Genomic DNA, 20,456 nt, shown 5'->3' on the forward strand with positions numbered 1-20,456 from the left:
TCACTTGGTTTGTTATTATCAGACACGTCACCCAAACTAACGACAGCTTATGCTTCTTTAAAGCGATATCCGACACCATATAGTGTCTCAATCATATTAAAATCATTATCGACCATCTTGAATTTTTTACGTAAACGCTTGATGTGGCTATCAATGGTCCGGTCATCCACATAGACCTGATCATCATAAGCGGCGTCCATCAAAGAGTCACGGCTTTTAACGACACCTGGACGTTGAGCAAGGGACAAGAGGATAAGAAATTCTGTTACCGTGAGCGTAACGACTTGATCTTTCCAAGAGCAAATATGCCGCTCTTGATCCATCGAAAGATGCCCGCGCTCCAAATTCTTCTGCTGAGAACCATCCGCCTTTGCAGACGCGCCAGCTTCTCTATTTGCCGCACGGCGAAGAATGGCTTTAACCCGCTCGACAAGTAGTCTTTGGGAAAATGGCTTCTTTATAAAATCATCTGCACCCATCTTTAAACCGAACAATTCATCAATTTCTTCGTCTTTTGATGTCAAAAAAATAACAGGTACGTCAGATTTTTGACGAAACCGACGTAGAAGCTCCATTCCATCCATTCTTGGCATCTTAATATCAAAGACAGCTAACTGCGGAGGCCTCGCAAGCAACCCATCCAGCGCTGATGCACCATCTGTATATGTTTCAACTTTATAACCTTCTGTTTCCAGCGCGATGGAAACAGAAGTCAAAATATTTTTATCATCATCCACTAAGGCAATGGTTTGCATGGATTTCTCCTGATTTGCTCGTTTTTACCACATACGGTTACGCTTAACATCTCTCTTGCGGATAAAAAGAGAACAAATTGTGGCAAAGCTCAAATTTTATCAAAACAAACATTCATTTAACTTTTAATATTCCTATAAATGGTCCGATAACCATAATCTTTTCAAAGACTAATTTTAAATCGTTTGAAAAATTGTGACAGTTTTTTAAATCGATTAAATATTTGTTTTTATTGATTTTTCAACTTTTTTCACTTGCCAATTTAAAATTTTTAATTATTTATAGCCAAATATTTAAATGTCATTTTATCTCTGGAAAGGCTCCTGCTATGCAACAGGAATTTGGTACTCGCAATAAACAGTTTGGTTTAGATCAGTGTGGATTAACATCCATTTCTTCGATCTATTATAACCTTACTGAGGGCGAGCTTTATGAAAAAGCCCTCCAACGCAAAGAAGCAACTTTAACCGCTCATGGTGCTCTGCGCGCAATCACCGGTCAACATACTGGTCGCTCTGCCGCTGACAAATTCACAGTTCGTGATGCAACAACGGAAGATCAAATCTGGTGGGATAATAACAAAGCCATGTCACCGGAACATTTTGAAAATCTTTATGATGACATGATTTCTCATGCAGAAGGTCGTGATCTGTTCGTTCAGGACCTTGTTGGAGGTGCAGACAAAGAAAATGCATTGCCAACACGTGTCGTGACTGAATTTGCATGGCATTCACTGTTTATCCGTAATCTTCTTATTCGTCCCGAGCGAAGTGAGCTTGCAGATTTTACAGCAAAAATGACGGTTATTGACCTTCCAAGTTTCCGTGCGGACAAAGAACGACATGGTTGTCGTTCTGAAACAGTTATAGCGATCAATATTGCCAAAAGGATCGTTCTTATTGGTGGTACATCATATGCTGGCGAGATGAAAAAATCTGTCTTCACAATGCTTAACTACTTGCTTCCACAAAAAGGTGTGATGCCGATGCATTGTTCAGCCAATGTGGGCAAAGATGGCGATGCTGCTGTTTTCTTTGGCCTATCTGGCACAGGTAAAACAACTCTTTCTGCTGACCCTGCGCGCACACTTGTTGGTGACGACGAGCATGGTTGGGGTGAAGATGGTATCTTTAATTTCGAAGGTGGCTGTTATGCAAAAACCATTCGTCTTTCCAAAGAAGCAGAGCCGGAAATTTTCAGCACAACAGAGCGCTTCGGCACTGTGCTTGAAAATGTAGTTTTAGATGAAAATCGCGTCCCCGATTTTGACGATGGATCGCTGACTGAAAACACACGTTGTGCTTACCCGCTACATTTTATTCCAAATGCAAGTGATACAGGCAAAGCAAAACACCCAAAAAACATTATCATGCTAACGGCTGATGCATTTGGTGTTATGCCACCAATTGCGAAATTAACACCAGATCAAGCCATGTATCACTTCCTATCCGGTTACACTGCAAAAGTAGCTGGTACAGAAAAAGGTGTTACGGAACCAGAAGCAACATTCTCAACCTGTTTTGGTGCACCATTTATGCCACGTCACCCAACAGTTTATGGTAATCTTTTGCGCAAACTTATCGCCGAGCATGGTGTAAATTGCTGGTTGGTCAATACAGGCTGGACCGGAGGCGCTTATGGCGTTGGTGAGCGTATGCCGATTAAAGCAACACGTGCCCTTCTAACCGCAGCACTTGATGGGTCATTAAATGAGGCTGACTACCGCCCAGACGACAATTTTGGTTTCCAAGTCCCGGTTTCAGTGGAAGGTGTTGACACTCAAATCCTTGACCCTCGCTCTACATGGGACGACAAAGAAGCATACGATAAAGTGGCCTCAGGACTTGTTGATATGTTTGTTTCGAACTTTGACAAATTTGAAGACCATGTTGATGGTACTGTGCGCGATGCTGCCCCGGGCATCCGTATCGCTGCCGAGTAAGCCTCCTCCAGTCAATTGTGTATAATGTTACAAACCCGCCGGTTTTCAATCGGCGGGTTTCGTTTATATTGTATTTAACAATATCACTAAAGGATAGGTTTTGGCGCAACGAGCACTTTATGTCAGCGATAAGATTACCATTGAGCCATGGGAAATAGTCGAGTCTTTCATTCATTCTGCAGGTCCTGGTGGGCAAAATGTCAATAAAGTTGCGACATCCGTTCAGTTGCGTTTTGATCTTAAGAACTCACCCTCTGTACCTCCATTTGTGAAAAATCGTACCGTTAAGATTGCAGGGCGGCGTCTCAATAAAGATGGTGTTCTCGTACTTGAAGCAACAAAACACCGCTCGCAAGAACGAAATCGCGAAGATGCGCGCGAGCGCCTCAAAGAAATCTTGCTGGAAGCCAGCAAACCATTGCCACCACCGCGGCGAAAAACAAAACCCACACGTGGCTCAGTAGAACGACGTCTCAAAGCTAAATCTAACCGTTCTGGCATCAAGAAGATGCGCGGGAGTATCAGTGATGATTAAACCAAAATCACGCGGGTCACATAAAAGACTTCGCAATCAGTTATAAATCTACTATCAATAGTTAAAATCGTAATAATAGGGGAGAATTCCATGAGCTTTTTTGATTTTGTAAAATCTGCGGGTAAAAAACTAGGCCTTGTTGATGATGAACCACCAGTGGCAGAAGCTGTTGAAAAGGAACTCGCATCGCATAAGTTAGGTACCGATGATGTTAAGGTTGTCGTTAAAGGCGATACTGTTGTGCTTGAAGGTAATGTTGAAGATCAATCTGTTTTCGAAAAAGCCATTCTTGCTGTTGGCAACACTTTAGGTATCTCAAAGGTTGAAGCGGCTGAACTAAAAGTTGCTGATGCACCAGCAGCAGCTGAACCAACTTTTCACACTGTTCAAAAAGGCGACAATCTTTGGAAAGTAGCTGAAGCTGCCTATGGCAAAGGCAAGGGTGGCAAGTACACCGTTATTTTTGAAGCTAATAAACCGATGTTATCAGATCCTGATCTTATCTATCCCGGTCAAGTTTTGCGTATTCCAGCGCTAGACTAGTCTCTGCGAGACCGGTCATTAAGATTACCGTACCAAATAAACCTTTGGGGAGAAGCCAGTTAAATGCAAGTTCTTCCCAAAGGCTTTTCTCATATTCCAAACCATCTCAATATTTCTACGCAGCGCGAACTTGTTGATGTTATCCGCGAGATCGTCAAACAAGCCCCGTTATATCGGCCAGAAATGCCGAAAACTGGTGAACCCTTCTCTGTTCGCATGACCAATTGTGGGGAGCTGGGTTGGGTTTCTGATGAACAATCTGGCTATCGCTACCAGCCCAATCACCCTAAAACCAGCAAGCCCTGGCCCAAAATACCTGATCAGCTTATGCAAATCTGGCGAGAATTATCTGGCGCTGAATATTCACCTGAAGCCTGTCTTATCAATTTTTACGATACATCAGCGCGCATGGGGCTGCATCAGGACAATGATGAAAATAATCTAGAAGCGCCAGTGCTTTCAATATCACTGGGCGACACATGTCAATTCCGCATCGGTCAAACAACGCGCGGAGGTCAAACCAAAAGCTTTAAGCTCCATAGCGGTGATGTTGTTGTTCTTGGTGGAGAATCTCGTCTTTGTTTCCATGGTGTCGATAAGATTTATCCTGATACATCACCGCTTCTTAAAAACGGTGGCCGGATTAATCTCACCCTGCGGCGGGTAACCCAAACTTAGATAATCAGCCAGATGCTTTCTTCATAAAACGACGTGTTGAATAATAAATTACGGCGACCAAGAGTGCCCCTGCAAGCCCGTCAATTGCATAATGCCATGCCAAGTAAACGGAGCTAACCCAAACAAAGAGCGCATAAATTAGCGCGATAAATCCGAGTTTACGATTGATCTCAAATGCAAAGAAAACATTCATACACACAAGCGAAACATGCATGCTGGGAAATGCGGATATACCTGTACCTAGACTAGGTGTCGTGCTGGCATAAGCACTCCAAAGATAAGCTTGATATCTGATAGCGCTGCTCTGTTCATGCTGAGCAAGTATTGCTAACTGCTCTCCAAAACGCATCTCATCACCGGTAACAAGACCATAAAAAGCAGGTCCCGCAGATATAAATAACCCAGCAAATATTGTTCCCACGATTACCCAAACCCAAACAATGGAAGCAAGATATCTAACCTTCATTTCACTGCGAGAATCTGCATATGCTGCAAGAGCAATGATCGCAAAAACTTGAATATGCCAGTACATATTGTAATTGATTTCAACGAACTTTTGTAGCGCTATACTATGAATTGAATCAAACATAATACGCCAAGGGTCACCACCGAAAAATAGTAATTTATCTAAATCGGCTTGCCAAATATCATGCTGAAAGCCCTGTAAATCTGCAAAACTGGTTTTAATTGCGGTGTACATTCCCATAAACATACAAAGCAGGATCATCAAAACGACACCAACAAAGAAATTTGCGATGTTCTGATTGGAAAACGTCCGTTTCAGTGCCCAACGCGAGCGATGTTTACCACGCCTAACGGCACCAAGGGTTGCGCTAAATATAAAAAAAGTAGGTAGAACAACGACCACTAACGGAAGAAGTGTCTCAAGATAAATAAAGAAATGTTGTCCGGCGAGCTTTTCAAAATAACCTAAATAGACAAACCCAATACCCCAATATGCGAGCATGAGCATAATTACAGGTTTTGTTTTGGAAATACTGAATAAAAAATGCTCTCTGAATTCAAATATTTGCACGCCAAACTCTTCCCGCGTAGGCATATAAATCATTTGAGCTTTATTTTGTAACATCATAAGCAAAACCAACCATTTAGCACTAAGTGCTCACATGGTAGTATCTTGCTCTTAATTATCGATTAAGTCAGATCGAGAACATCTACTACAATCTGCGCAGAAAAACTTCTTCGATGAGATGATCATCACCTTTTCGTAGGATCAAATCCGCACGTGGCCGTGTCGGCAGGATATTTTCATAAAGATTTTTAAGATTGATATTTTGCCACAGATCATTAGCTATTTTCAAGGCGTCTTTATCACCAATTTCAACATAACGGTGAAAGAAAGATTTTGGATCTTTAAATGCTGTGTCTCTTAAACGCATAAAACGTTCGATATACCATTCTTCGATTTTTTCTTCTTCAGCGTCGATATAAATCGAGAAATCAAAAAAATCTGAGACAAATGGCACCACTCGCCCGTGAGATGGTAGTTCCCGAACTTGAAGGACATTAATTCCTTCAAATATGAGGATATCCGGCTTTTCTATTAATTGGTATTTATCCGGCAAAACATCATATGACATGTGCGAGTAAAGAGGTGCTTTTACCTTTGGTTTTCCAGACTTAATTGCAGCGAGGAACCGCAAAAGTGCACCGATGTCATAACTATCTGGAAATCCTTTTCTTGCCATCAGATCATGCTCTTTTAAATAGGCATTTGGATAAAGGAACCCATCCGTTGTCACCAAATCAACTTTTGGATGCGATGGCCAACGGCTCAGAAGCTCTCGCAAGACACGCGCGGTTGTAGATTTACCTACCGCGACAGATCCACCAATCCCAATGACAAAAGGAGCCTGAATGGCACTTTCCATATCTAGAAAATGTTGCCGTTGAGAAAATAGACTCTGGGTCTTCTCAACATGAGCAGACAACATGCGCGATAAAGACAGGTAAATTTTTCGGATTTCATTGAGATCAACGGGATCATTAAGCGATCTCAGGCGCCTTACTTCCTCTTCACTTAATGTGAGAGGGGTATCAGCACGAAAATCTGACCATTGATCAGCACTGAATTTTAAAAAAGGCGAATATTTATCGTGACCCAAATGATCGATATCTACCGACGTATCATCCATTGGCACGCGAAGCTTTTTCATCAATACCCGACTGGCCCGTTCGTTTTGCCAATTCAGCCATAACATCATCCAATGGAATATCGGCAATTTTCAACACAACAAGTAAGTGAAATAGGAGATCGGCGGATTCTGATACCAGTTCACCGCGATCATTTTTCATCGCCGCAATAACAGTTTCAACCGCTTCTTCACCTAGTTTTTTGCTAGCTTTTTCCTGACCTTGGGAAATAAGTTTTGCCGTCCAAGACTCATCCGGTGAAGCCGCAGCGCGACTTGCAACGATCGTTTCGAGATCAGAAAGAATAAAATCTGTCATTTGAACCGCTCCCTTTATTCAAATGTCCCCGTCATCATACCTAAATGGTATGGATTGTTTCATTAGTCAAGATAAGGCTAGTCGAGGCGAACTGCCAAACCGTTGTCAGCCATATATTGTTTTGCCTCACCGATTGTATAGGTACCAAAATGGAATATCGAAGCTGCAAGTACAGCTGTCGCATGCCCATCACGGATACCCTCAACCAAATGATCGAGATTACCTACGCCACCAGATGCAATAACCGGCACTGAGGTCGCATCAGCAATGGTACGGGTTAGACCTAGGTCATACCCGATTTTAGCCCCATCACGATCCATAGATGTCACAAGTAACTCACCTGCACCCAACTCTGTCATTTTAATGGCAAAATCCACCGCATTAATACCGGTTTCATTACGCCCACCATGGGTAAAAATTTCCCATCGGTCTGTTTCACCATCTTTAGAAACACGTTTTGCATCGATGGAAACAACAATACATTGATTACCAAATTTATCGGCAGCTTCTGCTACAAATTCCGGATTATTGACTGCGGCCGTATTGATTGAAACCTTATCCGCACCAGACAAAAGCAATTTGCGAATATCTTTAACCTCTCGCACACCACCGCCAACAGTAAGGGGCATAAAACAATGATCGGCTGTTTTTGCGACCACATCAAAAATTGTGTCGCGATTACCAGATGAGGCAGTAATATCCAGAAAACACAGTTCATCGGCACCGGCAGCATCGTAAGCTTTTGCAGCTTCTAGCGGATCGCCAGCATCAATCAAATCCACAAAGTTGACGCCTTTTACGACGCGTCCGTCTTTAACATCAAGGCAGGGAATAATACGTGATTTAAGCATCTGATCCTCTTAAAACCGCAAGCGCTTCATCAGGATCAATACGGCCATCATAAAGCGCACGGCCTGAAATAGCACCCTCGAGTTTTCTCGCCTTATCACTCGCGAGCATTTTAATGTCATCCATCGATGCCAAACCACCAGACGCGATCACAGGAATTGAAATTTCTTCTGCCAAGTGCAGTGTAGAATCCCAATTAATACCCTTTAAAATCCCATCACGATCAATATCCGTGTAGATGATGGCTGCAACACCTGCATCCTCAAATTCTTTTGCCAACTCCACAATACCAAGCTCGGATGCTTCGGCCCAGCCTTCAACAGCAACCTTTCCACCTTTGGCGTCAATTCCAATAGCAATTTGATCTGGGAATTCACGACAGGCTTTTTTTACTAAATCTGGGTCTCGAACTGCTATTGTACCAAGTATGACACGTTTGACACCTTTGTGGAGCCAATTGGAAATGTGATCGAGGTTGCGGATACCTCCACCAAGCTGAACAGGATTGCTTGTAGATGCCAAAATCTCTTCAACCGCAGCGCCATTTACGGCTTCACCAGCGAATGCACCATTTAGATCGACAACATGGAGCCAGCTAAATCCCTGATCCTCAAATGCTTTTGCTTGCGCGCCTGGACTGTCATTATAAATAGTTGCCTGATCCATATCGCCAAGTTTAAGGCGTACACATTGACCATCTTTAAGATCAATTGCCGGAAATAAAATCATTTATGTTTTCCTAGTTCTATATTTGCCACTTCAAAAAATTCGTAATAAGCGACAAGCCAAGTTCCTGACTTTTTTCAGGATGGAATTGCGTACCCACCATATTATCTTTAGCAATCACTGCAGTAACGTCGCCACCATAATTGGTAGTTGCAAGCACATCGCCAGAATTTACCGCCTTAAAATGATAGGAATGAACAAAATAGGCATGTTTACCATCATCACCCGTTTTAATGCCTTCAAACAGCGCATGATCTCGTTTGAGATTAATGGTGTTCCAACCCATCTGCGGAATTTTAAGATCAGGGTCATCAATCTCGATTTCGGTCACATCACCAGAGATCCAGCCCAATCCTTCCGTCGTCGTTTTTTCCAAGCCGCGATCTGACATGAGTTGCATGCCCACACAAATTCCAAAAAACGGACGTGCTTTTTTGATAACGGCTTCGTTAAGCACCTCAACCATACCGTCAACTGCACCAAGGCCTTTGCGGCAATCGGCATAAGCCCCCACACCCGGCAAGACAATGCGATCTGCATGTAAAACATCTTCCGCATGATTAGTCAGTATGACTTCTGCTCTTAGATTAGCTTCACGAACAGCGCGCTCAAATGACTTAACAGCGGATCGTAAATTACCCGACCCATAGTCAATCACTGCAACTTTCATTTATGGTCCTAATTTCTGCCGAAAACCATATCGGCTTGTTGTGGGGACGGTTTTGTCTTTAATATCGGCTTTACGACTTTCATATGAGATTTTGGCTGCTCTGCAAGATATATATCTCGTGCCATTTCAGAATTTAATGCCGAAACACGTGCCAAAACAACCAATCCCTGTTTCTGTAAAAATTCTAAATAGAAAAATCGCGCCTCAAAACCCAGCCAAAATGCAATCAATAAACTCAAAACTAATTGTAAAGCATCGAGCGGTAAAAGAGAGACGGCTAAGAATACCATTAAGCTTATTCCTGCGTGAAGCCACATGCCTCTCCATAAAAACCACAAAGGCGGCACGATAAAAGCAAAAAAGCTAAACCCATCACGGATGGCAAACAGGTCCTCTTGGCCTTGTATCCCAGGCCGCTGGCCTAAAACGGTAAAATGCTTCATGGATTAATTCCTGAAAATACAACCTAGTTTAATGAACCCTTAGTTGATGGCACACGATCACTTTGCCTTGGGTCAATTTCGCAAGCTGTTCGCAGCACGCGAGCAACTGCTTTAAAGCAAGTTTCTGCAATATGGTGATTATTAACGCCGTAATAGTTGTTAATATGCAACGTCATACCTGAATTTTGTGCAAGAGCCTGAAAAAACTCGCGCACAAGCTCGGTATCAAACGTTCCAATCTTCGGAGATGAAAAATCAACATCCCACACCAGAAATGGACGACCGGAAATATCAATACCGGCTTTGGTCATAGTCTCATCCATAACCAAATCAAGAGATGCATATCGGGTAATACCCTTACGATCGCCAAGTGCTTTTGAGATGGCCTGGCCAATTGCAATACCTACATCTTCAACCGTATGGTGATCATCAATATGAAGATCACCATCCGCCTGAATATCCATATCAATCAAAGAATGCCGAGACAATTGTTCAAGCATATGATCGAAAAATCCAACACCAGTTTCAATGTTTGATAGGCCTGTGCCATCTATTTTCACCGTCACTGAGATATCTGTTTCGTTGGTTTTACGATCAACCGAACCTAGCCTGTTACTCATAGTAATTCTCACATCTTATATCGTATGTGCATATATGAAGTTATAAATGCATCTAAAAATCATATTCTTAAGGTGCTAAATAACAGGCAAAGATGTAAATTTCCATACGCATCCGAAGAATAGATGATGTTTAGCTTTTGATTTTTGTTTCTTTTGACCTACATAGAGGCTTAGAAGATCACGAATTTGCCCAATATAGGCGGCACAGCACACTAATTAGGAATGAATATGAGTGAACATAACCCTTTTGGCACAATGCATGCGACAACTATTATTACTGTCAAAAAAGACGGTGTGGCTGTAATGGCAGGCGACGGACAAGTCAGTCTTGGCCAAACGGTGATGAAGGGAAATGCACGAAAAGTGCGCCGTATTGGTAAAAATGGTAATGTTATTGCAGGTTTTGCTGGCGCAACAGCCGATGCATTTACGCTTCTAGAACGCCTAGAAGCAAAATTAGAACAATATCCAGGTCAATTGATGCGCGCCTCCGTGGAGCTTGCCAAAGATTGGCGTACAGATCGATATTTACGCAAACTGGAAGCCATGATGCTGGTAGCAGATAAAGATGTAACACTTGCAATCACAGGTAACGGTGATGTACTTGAACCAGAACATGGAACAATGGCGATCGGCTCTGGTGGTAACTACGCCTATGCGGCGGCCAGAGCATTGATGGACACAGATATGTCGGCAGAAGATATTGCCAGAAAAGCAATGGGAATCGCTGGCGATATCTGTGTATACACAAATCACAACTTTGTCGTTGAAACGCTTAAGACAAGTGATTAGGCAATCCTCAAGACGCATTTATTTATCTTAAGTATTTATATTATTTGGACATTTATTTTATGACAGCTTTTTCCCCACGTGAAACCGTATCAGAACTCGACCGCTATATTATCGGCCAGAAAGATGCAAAACGCGCCGTTGCTATTGCCATGCGTAATCGCTGGCGTCGTCAACAATTGCCTGAAAGCCTTCGTGATGAAGTGATGCCAAAAAACATCCTGATGATTGGACCCACCGGCGTTGGTAAAACTGAAATTTCTCGCCGTTTGGCTAAACTCGCTGGCGCGCCATTTATCAAAGTGGAAGCAACAAAATTCACTGAAGTTGGTTATGTAGGTCGAGATGTTGAGCAAATCATTCGTGATCTGATTGAAGCTGGTATTTCCATCATCAAAGAGAAAAAGCGCGCCGAGGTGAAAGCCAAAGCCCATGTAAACGCTGAAGAACGCGTGCTTGATGCACTTGTGGGAAACACTGCTTCACCTGCGACGCGAGATTCGTTCCGTAAAAAACTTCGCGAAGGGCAAATTGACGATAAAGAAATTGAAATTGAAATCGCAGATAATCAATCCAATATGCCTAACTTCGAAATCCCTGGCATGCCTGGTGCAAATATTGGTGTCATGAATATTAGCGAGATGTTTGGCAAAGCGATGGGTGGTCAAACTAAAAAAATAAAGACGTCTGTTAAAGAATCATATGAGCAGCTTATCAATGATGAAGCTGAAAAACTTATTGATGATGAACAAATTCAACAGGAAGCGCTCGCTTCTGCTCAAAATGATGGCATTGTTTTTATTGATGAAATTGATAAAATTGCGGCTAAAGACGGCGGTTCAGGCGTTGGCGTATCTCGCGAAGGTGTTCAGCGCGATCTTTTACCTCTCGTTGAAGGAACCACCGTTGCGACGAAATATGGCCCGATTAAAACCGACCATATTCTTTTCATAGCATCAGGTGCATTCCATGTTGCAAAACCATCTGATCTTTTACCCGAACTGCAGGGTCGTTTACCAATTCGAGTTGAATTGCGTGCACTTGAGAAACATGATTTCCGCCGTATTTTAACTGAACCAGAAGCGAGCCTCATCAAGCAATATGTGGCGCTGATGAAAACAGAAGATGTGGACCTCGATTTCACTGATGATTCGATTGAAGCACTCGCAGATGTCGCTGTTCACCTAAATTCAACGGTTGAAAACATCGGTGCGCGACGTTTGCAGACCGTTATGGAACGCGTTTTAGATGAAATTTCATTCAAGGCGCCCGATATGAATGGTGAAACACTTAAAATTGATGCGGAATATGTACGAAAACACGTTGGTGATCTTGCACAGGACACAGATTTGTCTAAATTCATTCTATAAATCAGCGATAAAAACCGGTGCACAAGCCGAAGTTGCTAAGGGATGCCAAGAAATATGCGAATTATATTGATCTTTGCAGCGCTTTTCAGCCTGCTTGCTACACAATATTCTGTGGCTAAATCTGTTCGCGAGGTGCCAAGTGGCAATCGCCTATCGCGCCAACCTGCCATTCCTTCTGGTTCAAAAAATAGAACCGTTGCAAAGAAAACCAGTTTTGATCGAAAATATGAAAAGATAAAAAAGCTTCTCGAAAAAGATCGTAATCTTCAAAATCGCATTAAACGCGTGTCAAAGGCCTACAAAATAGATCCAATACATATTGTTGGCGCCTTGGTTGGTGAGCACACGTTCAATGTCGATGTTTATGACACTTTTCAATCATACTATGTCAAAGCAATTGCCTATGCGACAAACAATTTTACCTTTGAGTATGATGGCGAAAAAGTCATGGATTTTGTCAATCGAGAAGAATTTGCAAAGTGCAAAGACATAAAAGGATCATATGCATTATGGTCCTGCCGTGAAAATGTTTGGCAGAAGAAATTTCGTGGTAAAAAAGTGGATGGAAAACGATATCCGAAAGATCGATTTAGCGCGGTATTTTTCCAACCCTTTTTTGCAGGGCAAACATTTGGTTTAGGGCAACTTAACCCTCTCACAGCTTTAAAACTAACAGATAAAGTTTCATCCGTTTCAAGACATAAAAAGCTAAATGCAAATAAAGCTAAGGATGTCTACAAAACAATTATGGATCCTAATACGACGCTAAGCTATATGGCTGCTCTTATTCGTGTATCCATTGATGCTTATAAAAAGAAAGCTAAGCTTGATATTTCAAAGAATCCGGGGATTACAGCTACACTTTATAATTTAGGTAATCCAGAAGCCCGCGCTGTTAGACATGCGCGTAGTGGCCGACGATACCCACGTGAAAATTACTATGGCTGGTTTGTTAATAAACACGAAAAAGAACTGCGTGAAATCGTCAAAAAATGGTAATTTTCCCCATCAATGTCGGTTTATTTCGCATTCTCAATAATCATTCGAATTTTATCAAGATCCTCTGATGACAATGTCTGAACAGATTTGGACAAAAGATTGGCAACCTCTGTCGCCTTGGCATTTAACCCAGACGTATTGATTGTAATTTTAGGATCAGACAAGCCTGCAAGTTCCATCAGGTTCTCTGCATCATCCCAAATTACATTAAAGTACCCGATGGTCCGCTGAACAAATTGCCAACTTGGTTTTGAACGGTGGCCGTGTTCAAGCGCAGACAAATAGGCTGCCGAGACACCTAGCTCTATGGCCATTTGTTTTTGTGTTACATTGCGATCTTCACGCAATTTTCGAATAGCTTCACCAAATGGGGTCATCTGATTTTTTCCGTTTTCTTACGCAACCTAACATAAAGTGCTCCTTCACCGCCATGATGCTGAGCAGCATTACGGAACCCTGAGACAAACATTTTAAAATCTGATTTTGTGAACCAGTCAGGTACTGCGCGCTTTAAAACACCCTGCCCACCGGAAGAATTTCCTTTGCCGGTAATAACCAGAACATGGCGTAAACCTTGCTGATAAGCATCATCTAGAAAATTGTAGAGTGCCCAATGTGCCGATTGTTGCGTCATGCCATGCAAATCAATACGAGCATCTATAGAAACACGACCTTTTGAAATTTTGCGATGAACGGGCCGTTCAATTGGATTTAACGATTGTTGCTTAACACCCTTAGAAGCTACTTTTGGTTTTGAAATTGGCGGTTGATAGCTCTCGGCTACAGACCGCAGGACCGGTTTCTTTAAAAAGGGTTTTCGTTCCTTTTCATCAATATGATGAATATCAAGCAGATCATCCTCATCGAGCGCGGTCATTTTTCCATAAGGCGTCACAGTTTTGGTCACTTTGTGCCAAATTTTGCGATCATCTTCTGTAAGTTTTTTCTGCCGTTTGGTCATAATCTGATTTTAGATACTGCCTTAAAAGATTTCGTTACCAGATCTAATTCTTTGGAAGCAAAATGTAAAATTCAGCATCGTGACAGACTTTACCTGCTATTTGGCCAGCATCTTCACCGCTGCCCATAAATATGTCCCCACGAGATGCACCAAGAATGGCAGAACCTGTATCTTGGGCAATCATAAGCCTTCTAAACCGGTCTCCATCCTCCAATAAATCAGTTTGCATGTTTATGAATATCGGCAAACCAAATTGATGTATTGACCTGTCAACAGCAAGAGAACGTCGAGGTGTTAGCTGAACCTTTGCTGCACCCACCGGCCCGAGATTATCCTCAAGCTGACTATTTTGAGAAAAAAAGATGTATGATTGATTTTGCCATAATATTTCATCAACTCGATACGGATTTTCCTTCATACCTTCAGCTATCCAACTCCGAATAGCTTTCATAGAAATATGTTCTTGGCTAATTATCCCTCGTTCGACCAGTATTTTGCCAATACTCGTATAGGGATGACCTGTTTTTGCAGCATAAGAAATACGCATGGTTTGACCATGATCATCGATAAGCTTTGCGGAACCTTGAATATGAGTAAAATAGACATCAGATCTCTCAGCGGCATAGCCAATTTCCAGGCCTTTGCTTTCTAAACAGCCACAATCTATAGCTTTTCGATCCGAATAAACCTCATAACCATCATCGACCTGCCGCGCGAAATCAAAATTTTTTGGAACAGTGTTTGGCTTTATCGTGAGGTGTTTGATCGATTTTAAATCTTCTGGTTGCCGATAGATGGGGTATTGAAATTCACTGTCCTTTATAAATGATACCCGCACCTCTGGCTCATAATATGCGGTGACGAATCCTGATTTCCCGGCATCGTCTATGAAATGTGGTGTAAAATTCTCCTCAAAGAACGTTTTCGCCTGCGCGGTGGTAATATCCTGCCCTTCGCTTAACTGTATCGCTTGATTGCAGATCTCGCTAAAGCGTTGTTGCGATACACTAATCGCTCGCGTTGGGTATGGTTTTTGATTTATATGGTGATTAGCTGAAACAACAAAGGCGGCAAAAGCCGCCTTATGATCATCGTCCTGCCAACCATCAAGAACATCAAACCTACAAGGCTGGCACATAAAAGTCATTTGTTTTAACTTTACACCTTTAGCTCACGCGTCAGGTTCAGAAGCAACAAGACGCCAGTTTGGATCACGTGACTTAAGATCGCGTGAGAATGTCCACACATCGATAACTTCGGCGATATCTTCTTCATCACCTTCTATAATCTCACCATCTTTATTAAATGTCGCTGAGATAATCTGACTAACCAAGCGAACTGTCACGTTCGCGACGCGATTTTGAACTTCTGCTTGAACGATATTGGCTTTTTCAACACCAACAAAGTTAAATTTAACCACCTCGCCACGCGATTCACGTTCATTGATCGCTGTTGCATAACTCTCATAAACATCTCGAGACAATAAGTTTTTCAACTCTTTACGATTGCCATCTGCAAAGGACGTTACGATCATATCATATGCCATTCGCGCGCCTTCAACGAATTGTTTGGGCGTAAACTGCGGATCTTTATCGAAAATTGCACGGAGACCTTTATTCAGGTCGGAACCTATATCAGCATAATCATCGATAGCTGCATATTTCTTACTATCGTCTCGTTTATTATCACGCTGTGGAAGAGTTACCACATTTGAATCAGCATCATGATCTGCTCTTGTATCATCACGGTGCAAAGCTTCCGGTCTTTCATTACGAGGCTTCTCATGGCCGGTGCGTTTTCCTAAAACACCGCGCAATTGCATGAATACAATAATTGCTACTGCAAAGAAGAAAAATGTTACAAAGTCAAAAGAACCCATAATTATCGCCGTTATTTAAAAAATCATCTACTAGGCATATAGAGTGCTTAGGCCTATCATTCAAATGACTTTCTCTTTAAAAATGACATTCAATTCATTATCTAAAGAATAAAATCAATATTAAGGCCATAATACTTGGCCAAATTTAGTAAGAAATTATAAAATGCGCTTATCAATTATTCCAATTTTGCTCTTAGTAGTTCCAATTTCTGAAATTGCTGTATTCATTCTCATTGGTGGGCAAATTGGTGTCTTTCCAACACTGGTAATGATCTTCGTCACCGCAATATTAGGAACATTCTTCTTACGCCAGCAAGGACTGGGCATTTTACAACGTCTACAAAATGAACAGAAAGCAGGTAGACTTCCTGGTCGAGAGCTTGTTCATGGTGCCATGATCATGATTGCGGGTGTATTATTGCTGACACCTGGATTTGTTACAGATTCCATCGGTTTTCTTTTGTTTTTTCCACCGTTTCGCGATTTAGCGTGGAACTTCATAAAATCACGAATTAGCGTCGTTAATTTTGGAGGTGGACTAGGCGGTGGCCCGAATGGTGGAATGGGTGGTTTTCATTCGACAGATAGACATCCGAATTACCCAAAAGAACCTTATGTTGATTTGAACGAAGATGAATATACCTCTGAACCAAACCCAGATTCACCGTGGGGAGATGGCGGGAAAAACGAAGAACACAAAACATCAAAAACAAATCAGGTCAGCGACCAATATAAACGAAAATAGATTTTTTTGTTGTCACAAATGGGCTGAAATGCTAGCTCCACCTCAATTAAACCATCAATAAGCCTATTACCTCTGATATGCTTTTCCAAAACTAAGCCAAACAAGGATAATTAAATGTCGGATAAACCAGCTGAAAATAACGCTGCAAATGGTGAAGCTGCTGCTGCGCCATCACTAAATGTCCTAACTCAGTACGTCAAAGACCTTTCATTTGAAAACCCGGGCGCGCCTAAATCTCTTGGCCCAAAGGAAAAAGCTCCAGACATTAACATTAATGTAAATGTGAATGCTAATCCGCTTTCAGAAACAGATTTTGATGTTGTACTTAACCTTACAGCTGACGCCAAAGATGGCAAAGACACCTTATTCCACATTGATTTGGTTTATGGCGGTGTTTTCCGTATTGAAAACTTCCCGCAAGAACATGTTCTTCCTGTTCTTTTCATTGAGTGCCCACGTCTTTTATTCCCATTTGCACGTCAGATCGTTGCAGATGCATCACGTAATGGTGGTTTCCCACCATTGATGATCGATCCAATTGATTTTGCACAAATGTTCCAACAGCGCATGGCTGAAGAACAAGCAAAGCAAAAAGTTGAAGCTCCTAAAGCTAACTAATCATTTCGATTATTTCAGACCGGTTTATGCAAAAGCGTAAACCGGTTTTTTTATTGCTTATATTTTGCCCAGATGGAATTTTCGCCCAGGCCATCAATTAATAAATCATGGGCTTGTTTTTCTTCATCAGTAACACGCGATGGCAAAGGTTCAGGTCTTTGGCCGAATCGGACAATTGTTCCATCCGTTGCTTCAAACGTCTGATCGCCATCATCTTGATTATTCACAAGACTTAGAGCTGTTTGGCGACCACCTGACATTTCGATATAGACTTCCGCAAGCAACTCAGCATCGAGCAACGCGCCGTGCTTCTCACGTCTAGAATTATCTATTCCATAACGACGACACAAAGCATCCAAACTATTTGGGCCCATTGGATGACGACGACGAGCAATTGCCAATGTATCAATAACATGCTCATTGCCAATTGGCGGAATATCTAATCGAGCAAGTTCAGCATTTAAAAAACCCATGTCAAAACTAGCATTATGCGCAACAAGTTTTGCACCTTTTACAAACGTCAAAAGATCATCAACGATGTCTTTAAACAGAGGCTTATCATTCAAGAACTCGTCAGTAATACCATGGACTTCAAGCGCATCAGGATGTACTTTTTTACCAGCGGCATTGATATAGATATGAAAGGAATTCCCCGTTGGAAATTTGTTATCAAGTTCAAGACCACCAAACTCAATAATTCTATCTTCCTTGTTGCTAAGACCTGTTGTTTCAGTATCGAAGATGATTTCACGCATGGTATAATTCCTAATTACAGTGTTAAGAATGTCGCAAAATGTTAATAATTGCTATGACTTGGGCTTCTGTTTCTTTTAAACTCACAGACGTATCCACAATATGGTCCGCGCGGCGACGTTTTTCATGATCCGGTATTTGCTTGGCTAATATCGCTTCGAATTTCTCTGTTGTCATGTTTTTGCGGGATAGAACGCGTTGTCGTTGAACATCGGCATCACAAGTTACCACTATAATTGCATTGAAACGTTCTTCAGCACCTATTTCAAATAGGAGCGGAATATCTAGAAGAACAAGATCATGACCTTTTTGACGCGCAACTTCGACAAATTCATCTTGTTTAAGTTTAACAAGGGGATGAACCAGAGCTTCAAGTTTAGCAAATGCATCAGAATTTCCTATTACATATTTAGAAAGCGCAGCTCTATTCACCTTGCCATCTTTTGTTGATCCCGGAAACAATGATTCAATAGGTTCTACGGCTTCATTATCATAAAGTGCATGCACAATATCATCGGAGCCGATTGCAGGAACGCCATGTTGTTCAAACATTTTGGTCGTTGTGGTTTTACCCATACCAATAGAACCTGTGAGGCCAATTATCTTCATTTTGTCTCCAGTTATAGACAGGTTAGCTTCTAGGCGCTTAAAATAATCTCTCGAAGTTCTTTTGTTACTTGCGGTCTCTCACCAAACCAATGTTCAAATCCAGGAACTGCCTGATGAAGCAACATACCAAATCCATCTGCTATTTTCATATTCTGATCCATTGCCATCTGCAGAAATGGTGTAATCAATGGCGTATAAACAATATCAGTGACCAAAGCATCATCTGCCATAACTGTAAAATCTAAACTCGGAACTTTTGTTCCGCCCATACCAAGAGATGTTGTGTTGATAAAAAGATCTGCATCCTGCAGACCAGATTGCAATTCATTCACTGGTAAGACTTTGATATAATTACCAAAATCCTGTGCTAGATTTTCAGCTCGCTCTATAGTTCGATTAAAAAGGAAGACTTCGTCAAAACCTATCTGTTTAAGAGCAAATAAAATAGCGCGACTAGCACCACCGGCACCTAAAACAATTGCCTTCTTTCCTTTGCGCCAGCTCTTATCAAAATCGTCTAGATTTGCAGTAAAGCCATAAACATCCGTATTTGTGGCATGAAGTTTTCCACCTTCTTTGTAAATCGTATTAGCTGCACCTATCTGAGCGGCAATATCATCAACATAATCAACTAATTTAAAGGTCTGTTCTTTGTGAGGAATTGTCACATTTCCACCTAAAAATTCAGCATCATCTAATTTCAACATCTGAATAAATGACGGATATTCATCTGGGGAAACATCTACAGCCTCATAAGAACCTTCTAGCCCATATTTTTTAAGCCAGTAACCATGAATTAGCGGAGATTTTGAATGCGAAATCGGATGCCCTACAACAAACGCTCTCTTAAAAACCTGTTCAGCCATCAATCACTCCCAAGTTCCGCAGCTCTTCCAAAAGTGGTAACATAGGCAACCCGACGATTGTAAAAAAATCACCCTTGATGTTGTCAAACAATTGCACACCTTCTTTTTCCAATTGATAGGCACCAACAGAGGTAAGAACATCATCGCCTGCTTGAGCAAGATGGCGGCCTATAAATTCTGGTGTTAATTTTCGCATTGTTAATTCAGCGGTTGATACATGTTGCCATATCGTTTCACCATTTTTTACAATTACTACAGCACTGTTTAATTCATGCGTACTACCTGATAGTTCCAATAAACGGCGCCTTGCATCATCCATATTTTCGGGTTTATGAAACATCTTGTCTTGCATTGACATCGTTTGATCAGAACCAATTACATATTGATCAGTATTTTTTTGTGATACATCTAAAGCTTTCGCATTAGCTAGAATAAGAGCTAGTTCTTTTGGTATCACACCAGTATCTTTAACTGCGGTTTCAATCGTACGCTCGTCGATATCTGCTGAAGCAGTATCAAAGTTAAGACCAGCATTTTCCATTAACATCTTCCGATGGATACTTTTTGAAGCAAGAATAATTTTGGAATTCATGAAGCTCACTGATTCTCTGAAAGTTACATTTCAATTTCTAAGTT

The 20,456-nt window shown here is 41.7% G+C and carries 26 protein-coding genes; 9 read left to right on the plus strand and 17 right to left on the minus strand.

Annotated elements, in window-relative coordinates; all coding sequences use genetic code 11:
* Positions 1–47: 47 nt before the first annotated feature.
* On the minus strand, positions 48–755 hold the full coding sequence (locus G3W54_RS17445) for a response regulator transcription factor (protein ID WP_162654581.1): 708 nt from the start codon (positions 753–755) through the stop codon (positions 48–50).
* Positions 756–1,081: 326 nt separating this feature from the next.
* Between G3W54_RS17445 and G3W54_RS17450 the strand changes: the two genes are divergently transcribed.
* The 4 genes from G3W54_RS17450 (at position 1,082) to G3W54_RS17465 (ending at position 4,451) form a co-directional block, all read left to right on the plus strand.
* Positions 1,082–2,695, plus strand: a complete 1,614-nt coding sequence (locus G3W54_RS17450) for a phosphoenolpyruvate carboxykinase (protein WP_162654582.1) — start codon at positions 1,082–1,084, stop codon at positions 2,693–2,695.
* Between the two features lie 100 nt (positions 2,696–2,795).
* The gene (gene arfB / locus G3W54_RS17455) at positions 2,796–3,230 is read left to right on the plus strand and encodes an alternative ribosome rescue aminoacyl-tRNA hydrolase ArfB (RefSeq protein ID WP_162654583.1); all 435 of its coding nucleotides are present in this window, start codon (positions 2,796–2,798) and stop codon (positions 3,228–3,230) included.
* Between the two features lie 90 nt (positions 3,231–3,320).
* Positions 3,321–3,773: a peptidoglycan-binding protein LysM gene (lysM, locus tag G3W54_RS17460; RefSeq protein WP_162654584.1), complete on the plus strand. Its 453-nt coding sequence runs from the start codon at positions 3,321–3,323 to the stop codon at positions 3,771–3,773.
* Between the two features lie 63 nt (positions 3,774–3,836).
* Complete coding sequence (locus tag G3W54_RS17465; RefSeq protein ID WP_162654585.1) at positions 3,837–4,451, plus strand: alpha-ketoglutarate-dependent dioxygenase AlkB; 615 nt, start codon at positions 3,837–3,839, stop codon at positions 4,449–4,451.
* 4 nt (positions 4,452–4,455) lie between these two features.
* Here G3W54_RS17465 and G3W54_RS17470 read toward each other — a convergent pair whose 3' ends face one another.
* The 8 genes from G3W54_RS17470 to hisB form a co-directional block, all read right to left on the minus strand.
* Positions 4,456–5,544, minus strand: a complete 1,089-nt coding sequence (locus G3W54_RS17470) for a phosphatase PAP2 family protein (RefSeq protein WP_162654586.1) — start codon at positions 5,542–5,544, stop codon at positions 4,456–4,458.
* Between the two features lie 85 nt (positions 5,545–5,629).
* On the minus strand, positions 5,630–6,607 hold the full coding sequence (coaA, locus tag G3W54_RS17475) for a type I pantothenate kinase (protein ID WP_244628002.1): 978 nt from the start codon (positions 6,605–6,607) through the stop codon (positions 5,630–5,632).
* Complete coding sequence (locus G3W54_RS17480) at positions 6,600–6,923, minus strand: phosphoribosyl-ATP diphosphatase (protein ID WP_162654588.1); 324 nt, start codon at positions 6,921–6,923, stop codon at positions 6,600–6,602. The genes coaA and G3W54_RS17480 overlap by 8 nt, the downstream gene beginning before the upstream one ends.
* 77 nt (positions 6,924–7,000) lie before the next feature.
* The gene (gene hisF / locus G3W54_RS17485) at positions 7,001–7,774 is read right to left on the minus strand and encodes an imidazole glycerol phosphate synthase subunit HisF (RefSeq protein WP_162654589.1); all 774 of its coding nucleotides are present in this window, start codon (positions 7,772–7,774) and stop codon (positions 7,001–7,003) included.
* Positions 7,767–8,501: a 1-(5-phosphoribosyl)-5-[(5-phosphoribosylamino)methylideneamino]imidazole-4-carboxamide isomerase gene (hisA, locus tag G3W54_RS17490; protein WP_162654590.1), complete on the minus strand. Its 735-nt coding sequence runs from the start codon at positions 8,499–8,501 to the stop codon at positions 7,767–7,769. The genes hisF and hisA overlap by 8 nt, the downstream gene beginning before the upstream one ends.
* 16 nt (positions 8,502–8,517) lie before the next feature.
* Complete coding sequence (gene hisH / locus G3W54_RS17495; protein ID WP_162654591.1) at positions 8,518–9,168, minus strand: imidazole glycerol phosphate synthase subunit HisH; 651 nt, start codon at positions 9,166–9,168, stop codon at positions 8,518–8,520.
* An 8-nt stretch (positions 9,169–9,176) separates the two neighbouring features.
* Positions 9,177–9,611 carry a DUF2628 domain-containing protein gene (locus G3W54_RS17500; RefSeq protein ID WP_162654592.1) on the minus strand — a complete coding sequence of 145 codons (435 nt, stop codon included), beginning with the start codon at positions 9,609–9,611 and terminating at the stop codon, positions 9,177–9,179.
* A 23-nt stretch (positions 9,612–9,634) separates the two neighbouring features.
* Positions 9,635–10,243, minus strand: a complete 609-nt coding sequence (gene hisB / locus G3W54_RS17505) for an imidazoleglycerol-phosphate dehydratase HisB (protein ID WP_162654593.1) — start codon at positions 10,241–10,243, stop codon at positions 9,635–9,637.
* A gap of 216 nt (positions 10,244–10,459) precedes the next feature.
* On the opposite strand from hisB, the gene hslV reads away from it, so the two are divergent.
* Genes hslV through G3W54_RS17520 form a run of 3 tightly spaced genes read left to right on the plus strand, consistent with a single transcriptional unit; the run spans position 10,460 to position 13,389 of the window.
* Complete coding sequence (hslV, locus tag G3W54_RS17510; protein WP_162654594.1) at positions 10,460–11,023, plus strand: ATP-dependent protease subunit HslV; 564 nt, start codon at positions 10,460–10,462, stop codon at positions 11,021–11,023.
* A gap of 59 nt (positions 11,024–11,082) precedes the next feature.
* Positions 11,083–12,390, plus strand: a complete 1,308-nt coding sequence (hslU, locus tag G3W54_RS17515) for an ATP-dependent protease ATPase subunit HslU (protein ID WP_162654595.1) — start codon at positions 11,083–11,085, stop codon at positions 12,388–12,390.
* A gap of 54 nt (positions 12,391–12,444) precedes the next feature.
* On the plus strand, positions 12,445–13,389 hold the full coding sequence (locus tag G3W54_RS17520) for a DUF1402 family protein (RefSeq protein ID WP_162654596.1): 945 nt from the start codon (positions 12,445–12,447) through the stop codon (positions 13,387–13,389).
* Positions 13,390–13,409: 20 nt separating this feature from the next.
* Here the strand turns inward: G3W54_RS17520 and G3W54_RS17525 are convergent, their stop codons facing one another.
* From G3W54_RS17525 to G3W54_RS17540, 4 genes are read right to left on the minus strand one after another with little or no spacing between them, the layout of a single operon-like run.
* Entirely contained in the window at positions 13,410–13,766 is a 357-nt protein-coding gene (locus G3W54_RS17525; protein WP_162654597.1) for a helix-turn-helix transcriptional regulator, read from the minus strand.
* Positions 13,763–14,350: a Smr/MutS family protein gene (locus G3W54_RS17530; protein ID WP_244627984.1), complete on the minus strand. Its 588-nt coding sequence runs from the start codon at positions 14,348–14,350 to the stop codon at positions 13,763–13,765. The genes G3W54_RS17525 and G3W54_RS17530 overlap by 4 nt, the downstream gene beginning before the upstream one ends.
* Positions 14,351–14,393: 43 nt before the next feature.
* The gene (locus G3W54_RS17535) at positions 14,394–15,497 is read right to left on the minus strand and encodes an MltA domain-containing protein (protein WP_162654598.1); all 1,104 of its coding nucleotides are present in this window, start codon (positions 15,495–15,497) and stop codon (positions 14,394–14,396) included.
* 24 nt (positions 15,498–15,521) lie between these two features.
* Positions 15,522–16,229 carry a Tim44/TimA family putative adaptor protein gene (locus G3W54_RS17540; RefSeq protein WP_162654599.1) on the minus strand — a complete coding sequence of 236 codons (708 nt, stop codon included), beginning with the start codon at positions 16,227–16,229 and terminating at the stop codon, positions 15,522–15,524.
* 163 nt (positions 16,230–16,392) lie between these two features.
* Between G3W54_RS17540 and G3W54_RS17545 the strand changes: the two genes are divergently transcribed.
* Together G3W54_RS17545 and secB are read left to right on the plus strand one after the other, a co-directional pair.
* Positions 16,393–16,974, plus strand: coding sequence for an FxsA family protein (locus G3W54_RS17545; protein WP_162654600.1), 582 nt, complete (start codon positions 16,393–16,395; stop codon positions 16,972–16,974).
* A gap of 114 nt (positions 16,975–17,088) precedes the next feature.
* The gene (secB, locus tag G3W54_RS17550) at positions 17,089–17,592 is read left to right on the plus strand and encodes a protein-export chaperone SecB (protein WP_162654601.1); all 504 of its coding nucleotides are present in this window, start codon (positions 17,089–17,091) and stop codon (positions 17,590–17,592) included.
* A gap of 50 nt (positions 17,593–17,642) precedes the next feature.
* On the opposite strand, the gene dnaQ is transcribed toward secB, so the two are convergent.
* Genes dnaQ through G3W54_RS17570 form a run of 4 tightly spaced genes read right to left on the minus strand, consistent with a single transcriptional unit; the run spans position 17,643 to position 20,412 of the window.
* Positions 17,643–18,347, minus strand: a complete 705-nt coding sequence (gene dnaQ, locus G3W54_RS17555) for a DNA polymerase III subunit epsilon (protein ID WP_162654602.1) — start codon at positions 18,345–18,347, stop codon at positions 17,643–17,645.
* Positions 18,348–18,369: 22 nt separating this feature from the next.
* A complete protein-coding gene (gene coaE / locus G3W54_RS17560) occupies positions 18,370–18,954 on the minus strand; it encodes a dephospho-CoA kinase (RefSeq protein WP_162654603.1) in 585 nt (194 codons plus the stop codon).
* A gap of 29 nt (positions 18,955–18,983) precedes the next feature.
* Positions 18,984–19,820: a shikimate dehydrogenase gene (locus G3W54_RS17565; protein WP_162654604.1), complete on the minus strand. Its 837-nt coding sequence runs from the start codon at positions 19,818–19,820 to the stop codon at positions 18,984–18,986.
* Complete coding sequence (locus tag G3W54_RS17570; RefSeq protein ID WP_162654605.1) at positions 19,813–20,412, minus strand: Maf-like protein; 600 nt, start codon at positions 20,410–20,412, stop codon at positions 19,813–19,815. Before G3W54_RS17570 ends, G3W54_RS17565 begins: the two co-directional genes overlap by 8 nt.
* Positions 20,413–20,456 lie beyond the last annotated feature (44 nt).

It is taken from the genome of Lentilitoribacter sp. Alg239-R112, assembly GCF_900537175.1.
GTDB lineage: Bacteria > Pseudomonadota > Alphaproteobacteria > Rhizobiales > Rhizobiaceae > Lentilitoribacter.

Coding starts and splice junctions, on each gene's coding strand:
- G3W54_RS17445 (WP_162654581.1), bottom strand. CDS start 755: ATGCAAACCATTGCCTTAGTGGATGATGATAAAAATATTTTGACTTCT.
- G3W54_RS17450 (WP_162654582.1), top strand. CDS start 1,082: ATGCAACAGGAATTTGGTACTCGCAATAAACAGTTTGGTTTAGATCAG.
- lysM (WP_162654584.1), top strand. CDS start 3,321: ATGAGCTTTTTTGATTTTGTAAAATCTGCGGGTAAAAAACTAGGCCTT.
- G3W54_RS17465 (WP_162654585.1), top strand. CDS start 3,837: ATGCAAGTTCTTCCCAAAGGCTTTTCTCATATTCCAAACCATCTCAAT.
- G3W54_RS17470 (WP_162654586.1), bottom strand. CDS start 5,544: ATGATGTTACAAAATAAAGCTCAAATGATTTATATGCCTACGCGGGAA.
- coaA (WP_244628002.1), bottom strand. CDS start 6,607: ATGGATGATACGTCGGTAGATATCGATCATTTGGGTCACGATAAATAT.
- G3W54_RS17480 (WP_162654588.1), bottom strand. CDS start 6,923: ATGACAGATTTTATTCTTTCTGATCTCGAAACGATCGTTGCAAGTCGC.
- hisF (WP_162654589.1), bottom strand. CDS start 7,774: ATGCTTAAATCACGTATTATTCCCTGCCTTGATGTTAAAGACGGACGC.
- hisA (WP_162654590.1), bottom strand. CDS start 8,501: ATGATTTTATTTCCGGCAATTGATCTTAAAGATGGTCAATGTGTACGC.
- hisH (WP_162654591.1), bottom strand. CDS start 9,168: ATGAAAGTTGCAGTGATTGACTATGGGTCGGGTAATTTACGATCCGCT.
- G3W54_RS17500 (WP_162654592.1), bottom strand. CDS start 9,611: ATGAAGCATTTTACCGTTTTAGGCCAGCGGCCTGGGATACAAGGCCAA.
- hslV (WP_162654594.1), top strand. CDS start 10,460: ATGAGTGAACATAACCCTTTTGGCACAATGCATGCGACAACTATTATT.
- hslU (WP_162654595.1), top strand. CDS start 11,083: ATGACAGCTTTTTCCCCACGTGAAACCGTATCAGAACTCGACCGCTAT.
- G3W54_RS17520 (WP_162654596.1), top strand. CDS start 12,445: ATGCGAATTATATTGATCTTTGCAGCGCTTTTCAGCCTGCTTGCTACA.
- G3W54_RS17525 (WP_162654597.1), bottom strand. CDS start 13,766: ATGACCCCATTTGGTGAAGCTATTCGAAAATTGCGTGAAGATCGCAAT.
- G3W54_RS17530 (WP_244627984.1), bottom strand. CDS start 14,350: ATGACCAAACGGCAGAAAAAACTTACAGAAGATGATCGCAAAATTTGG.
- G3W54_RS17535 (WP_162654598.1), bottom strand. CDS start 15,497: ATGACTTTTATGTGCCAGCCTTGTAGGTTTGATGTTCTTGATGGTTGG.
- G3W54_RS17540 (WP_162654599.1), bottom strand. CDS start 16,229: ATGGGTTCTTTTGACTTTGTAACATTTTTCTTCTTTGCAGTAGCAATT.
- G3W54_RS17545 (WP_162654600.1), top strand. CDS start 16,393: ATGCGCTTATCAATTATTCCAATTTTGCTCTTAGTAGTTCCAATTTCT.
- secB (WP_162654601.1), top strand. CDS start 17,089: ATGTCGGATAAACCAGCTGAAAATAACGCTGCAAATGGTGAAGCTGCT.
- dnaQ (WP_162654602.1), bottom strand. CDS start 18,347: ATGCGTGAAATCATCTTCGATACTGAAACAACAGGTCTTAGCAACAAG.
- coaE (WP_162654603.1), bottom strand. CDS start 18,954: ATGAAGATAATTGGCCTCACAGGTTCTATTGGTATGGGTAAAACCACA.
- G3W54_RS17565 (WP_162654604.1), bottom strand. CDS start 19,820: ATGGCTGAACAGGTTTTTAAGAGAGCGTTTGTTGTAGGGCATCCGATT.
- G3W54_RS17570 (WP_162654605.1), bottom strand. CDS start 20,412: ATGAATTCCAAAATTATTCTTGCTTCAAAAAGTATCCATCGGAAGATG.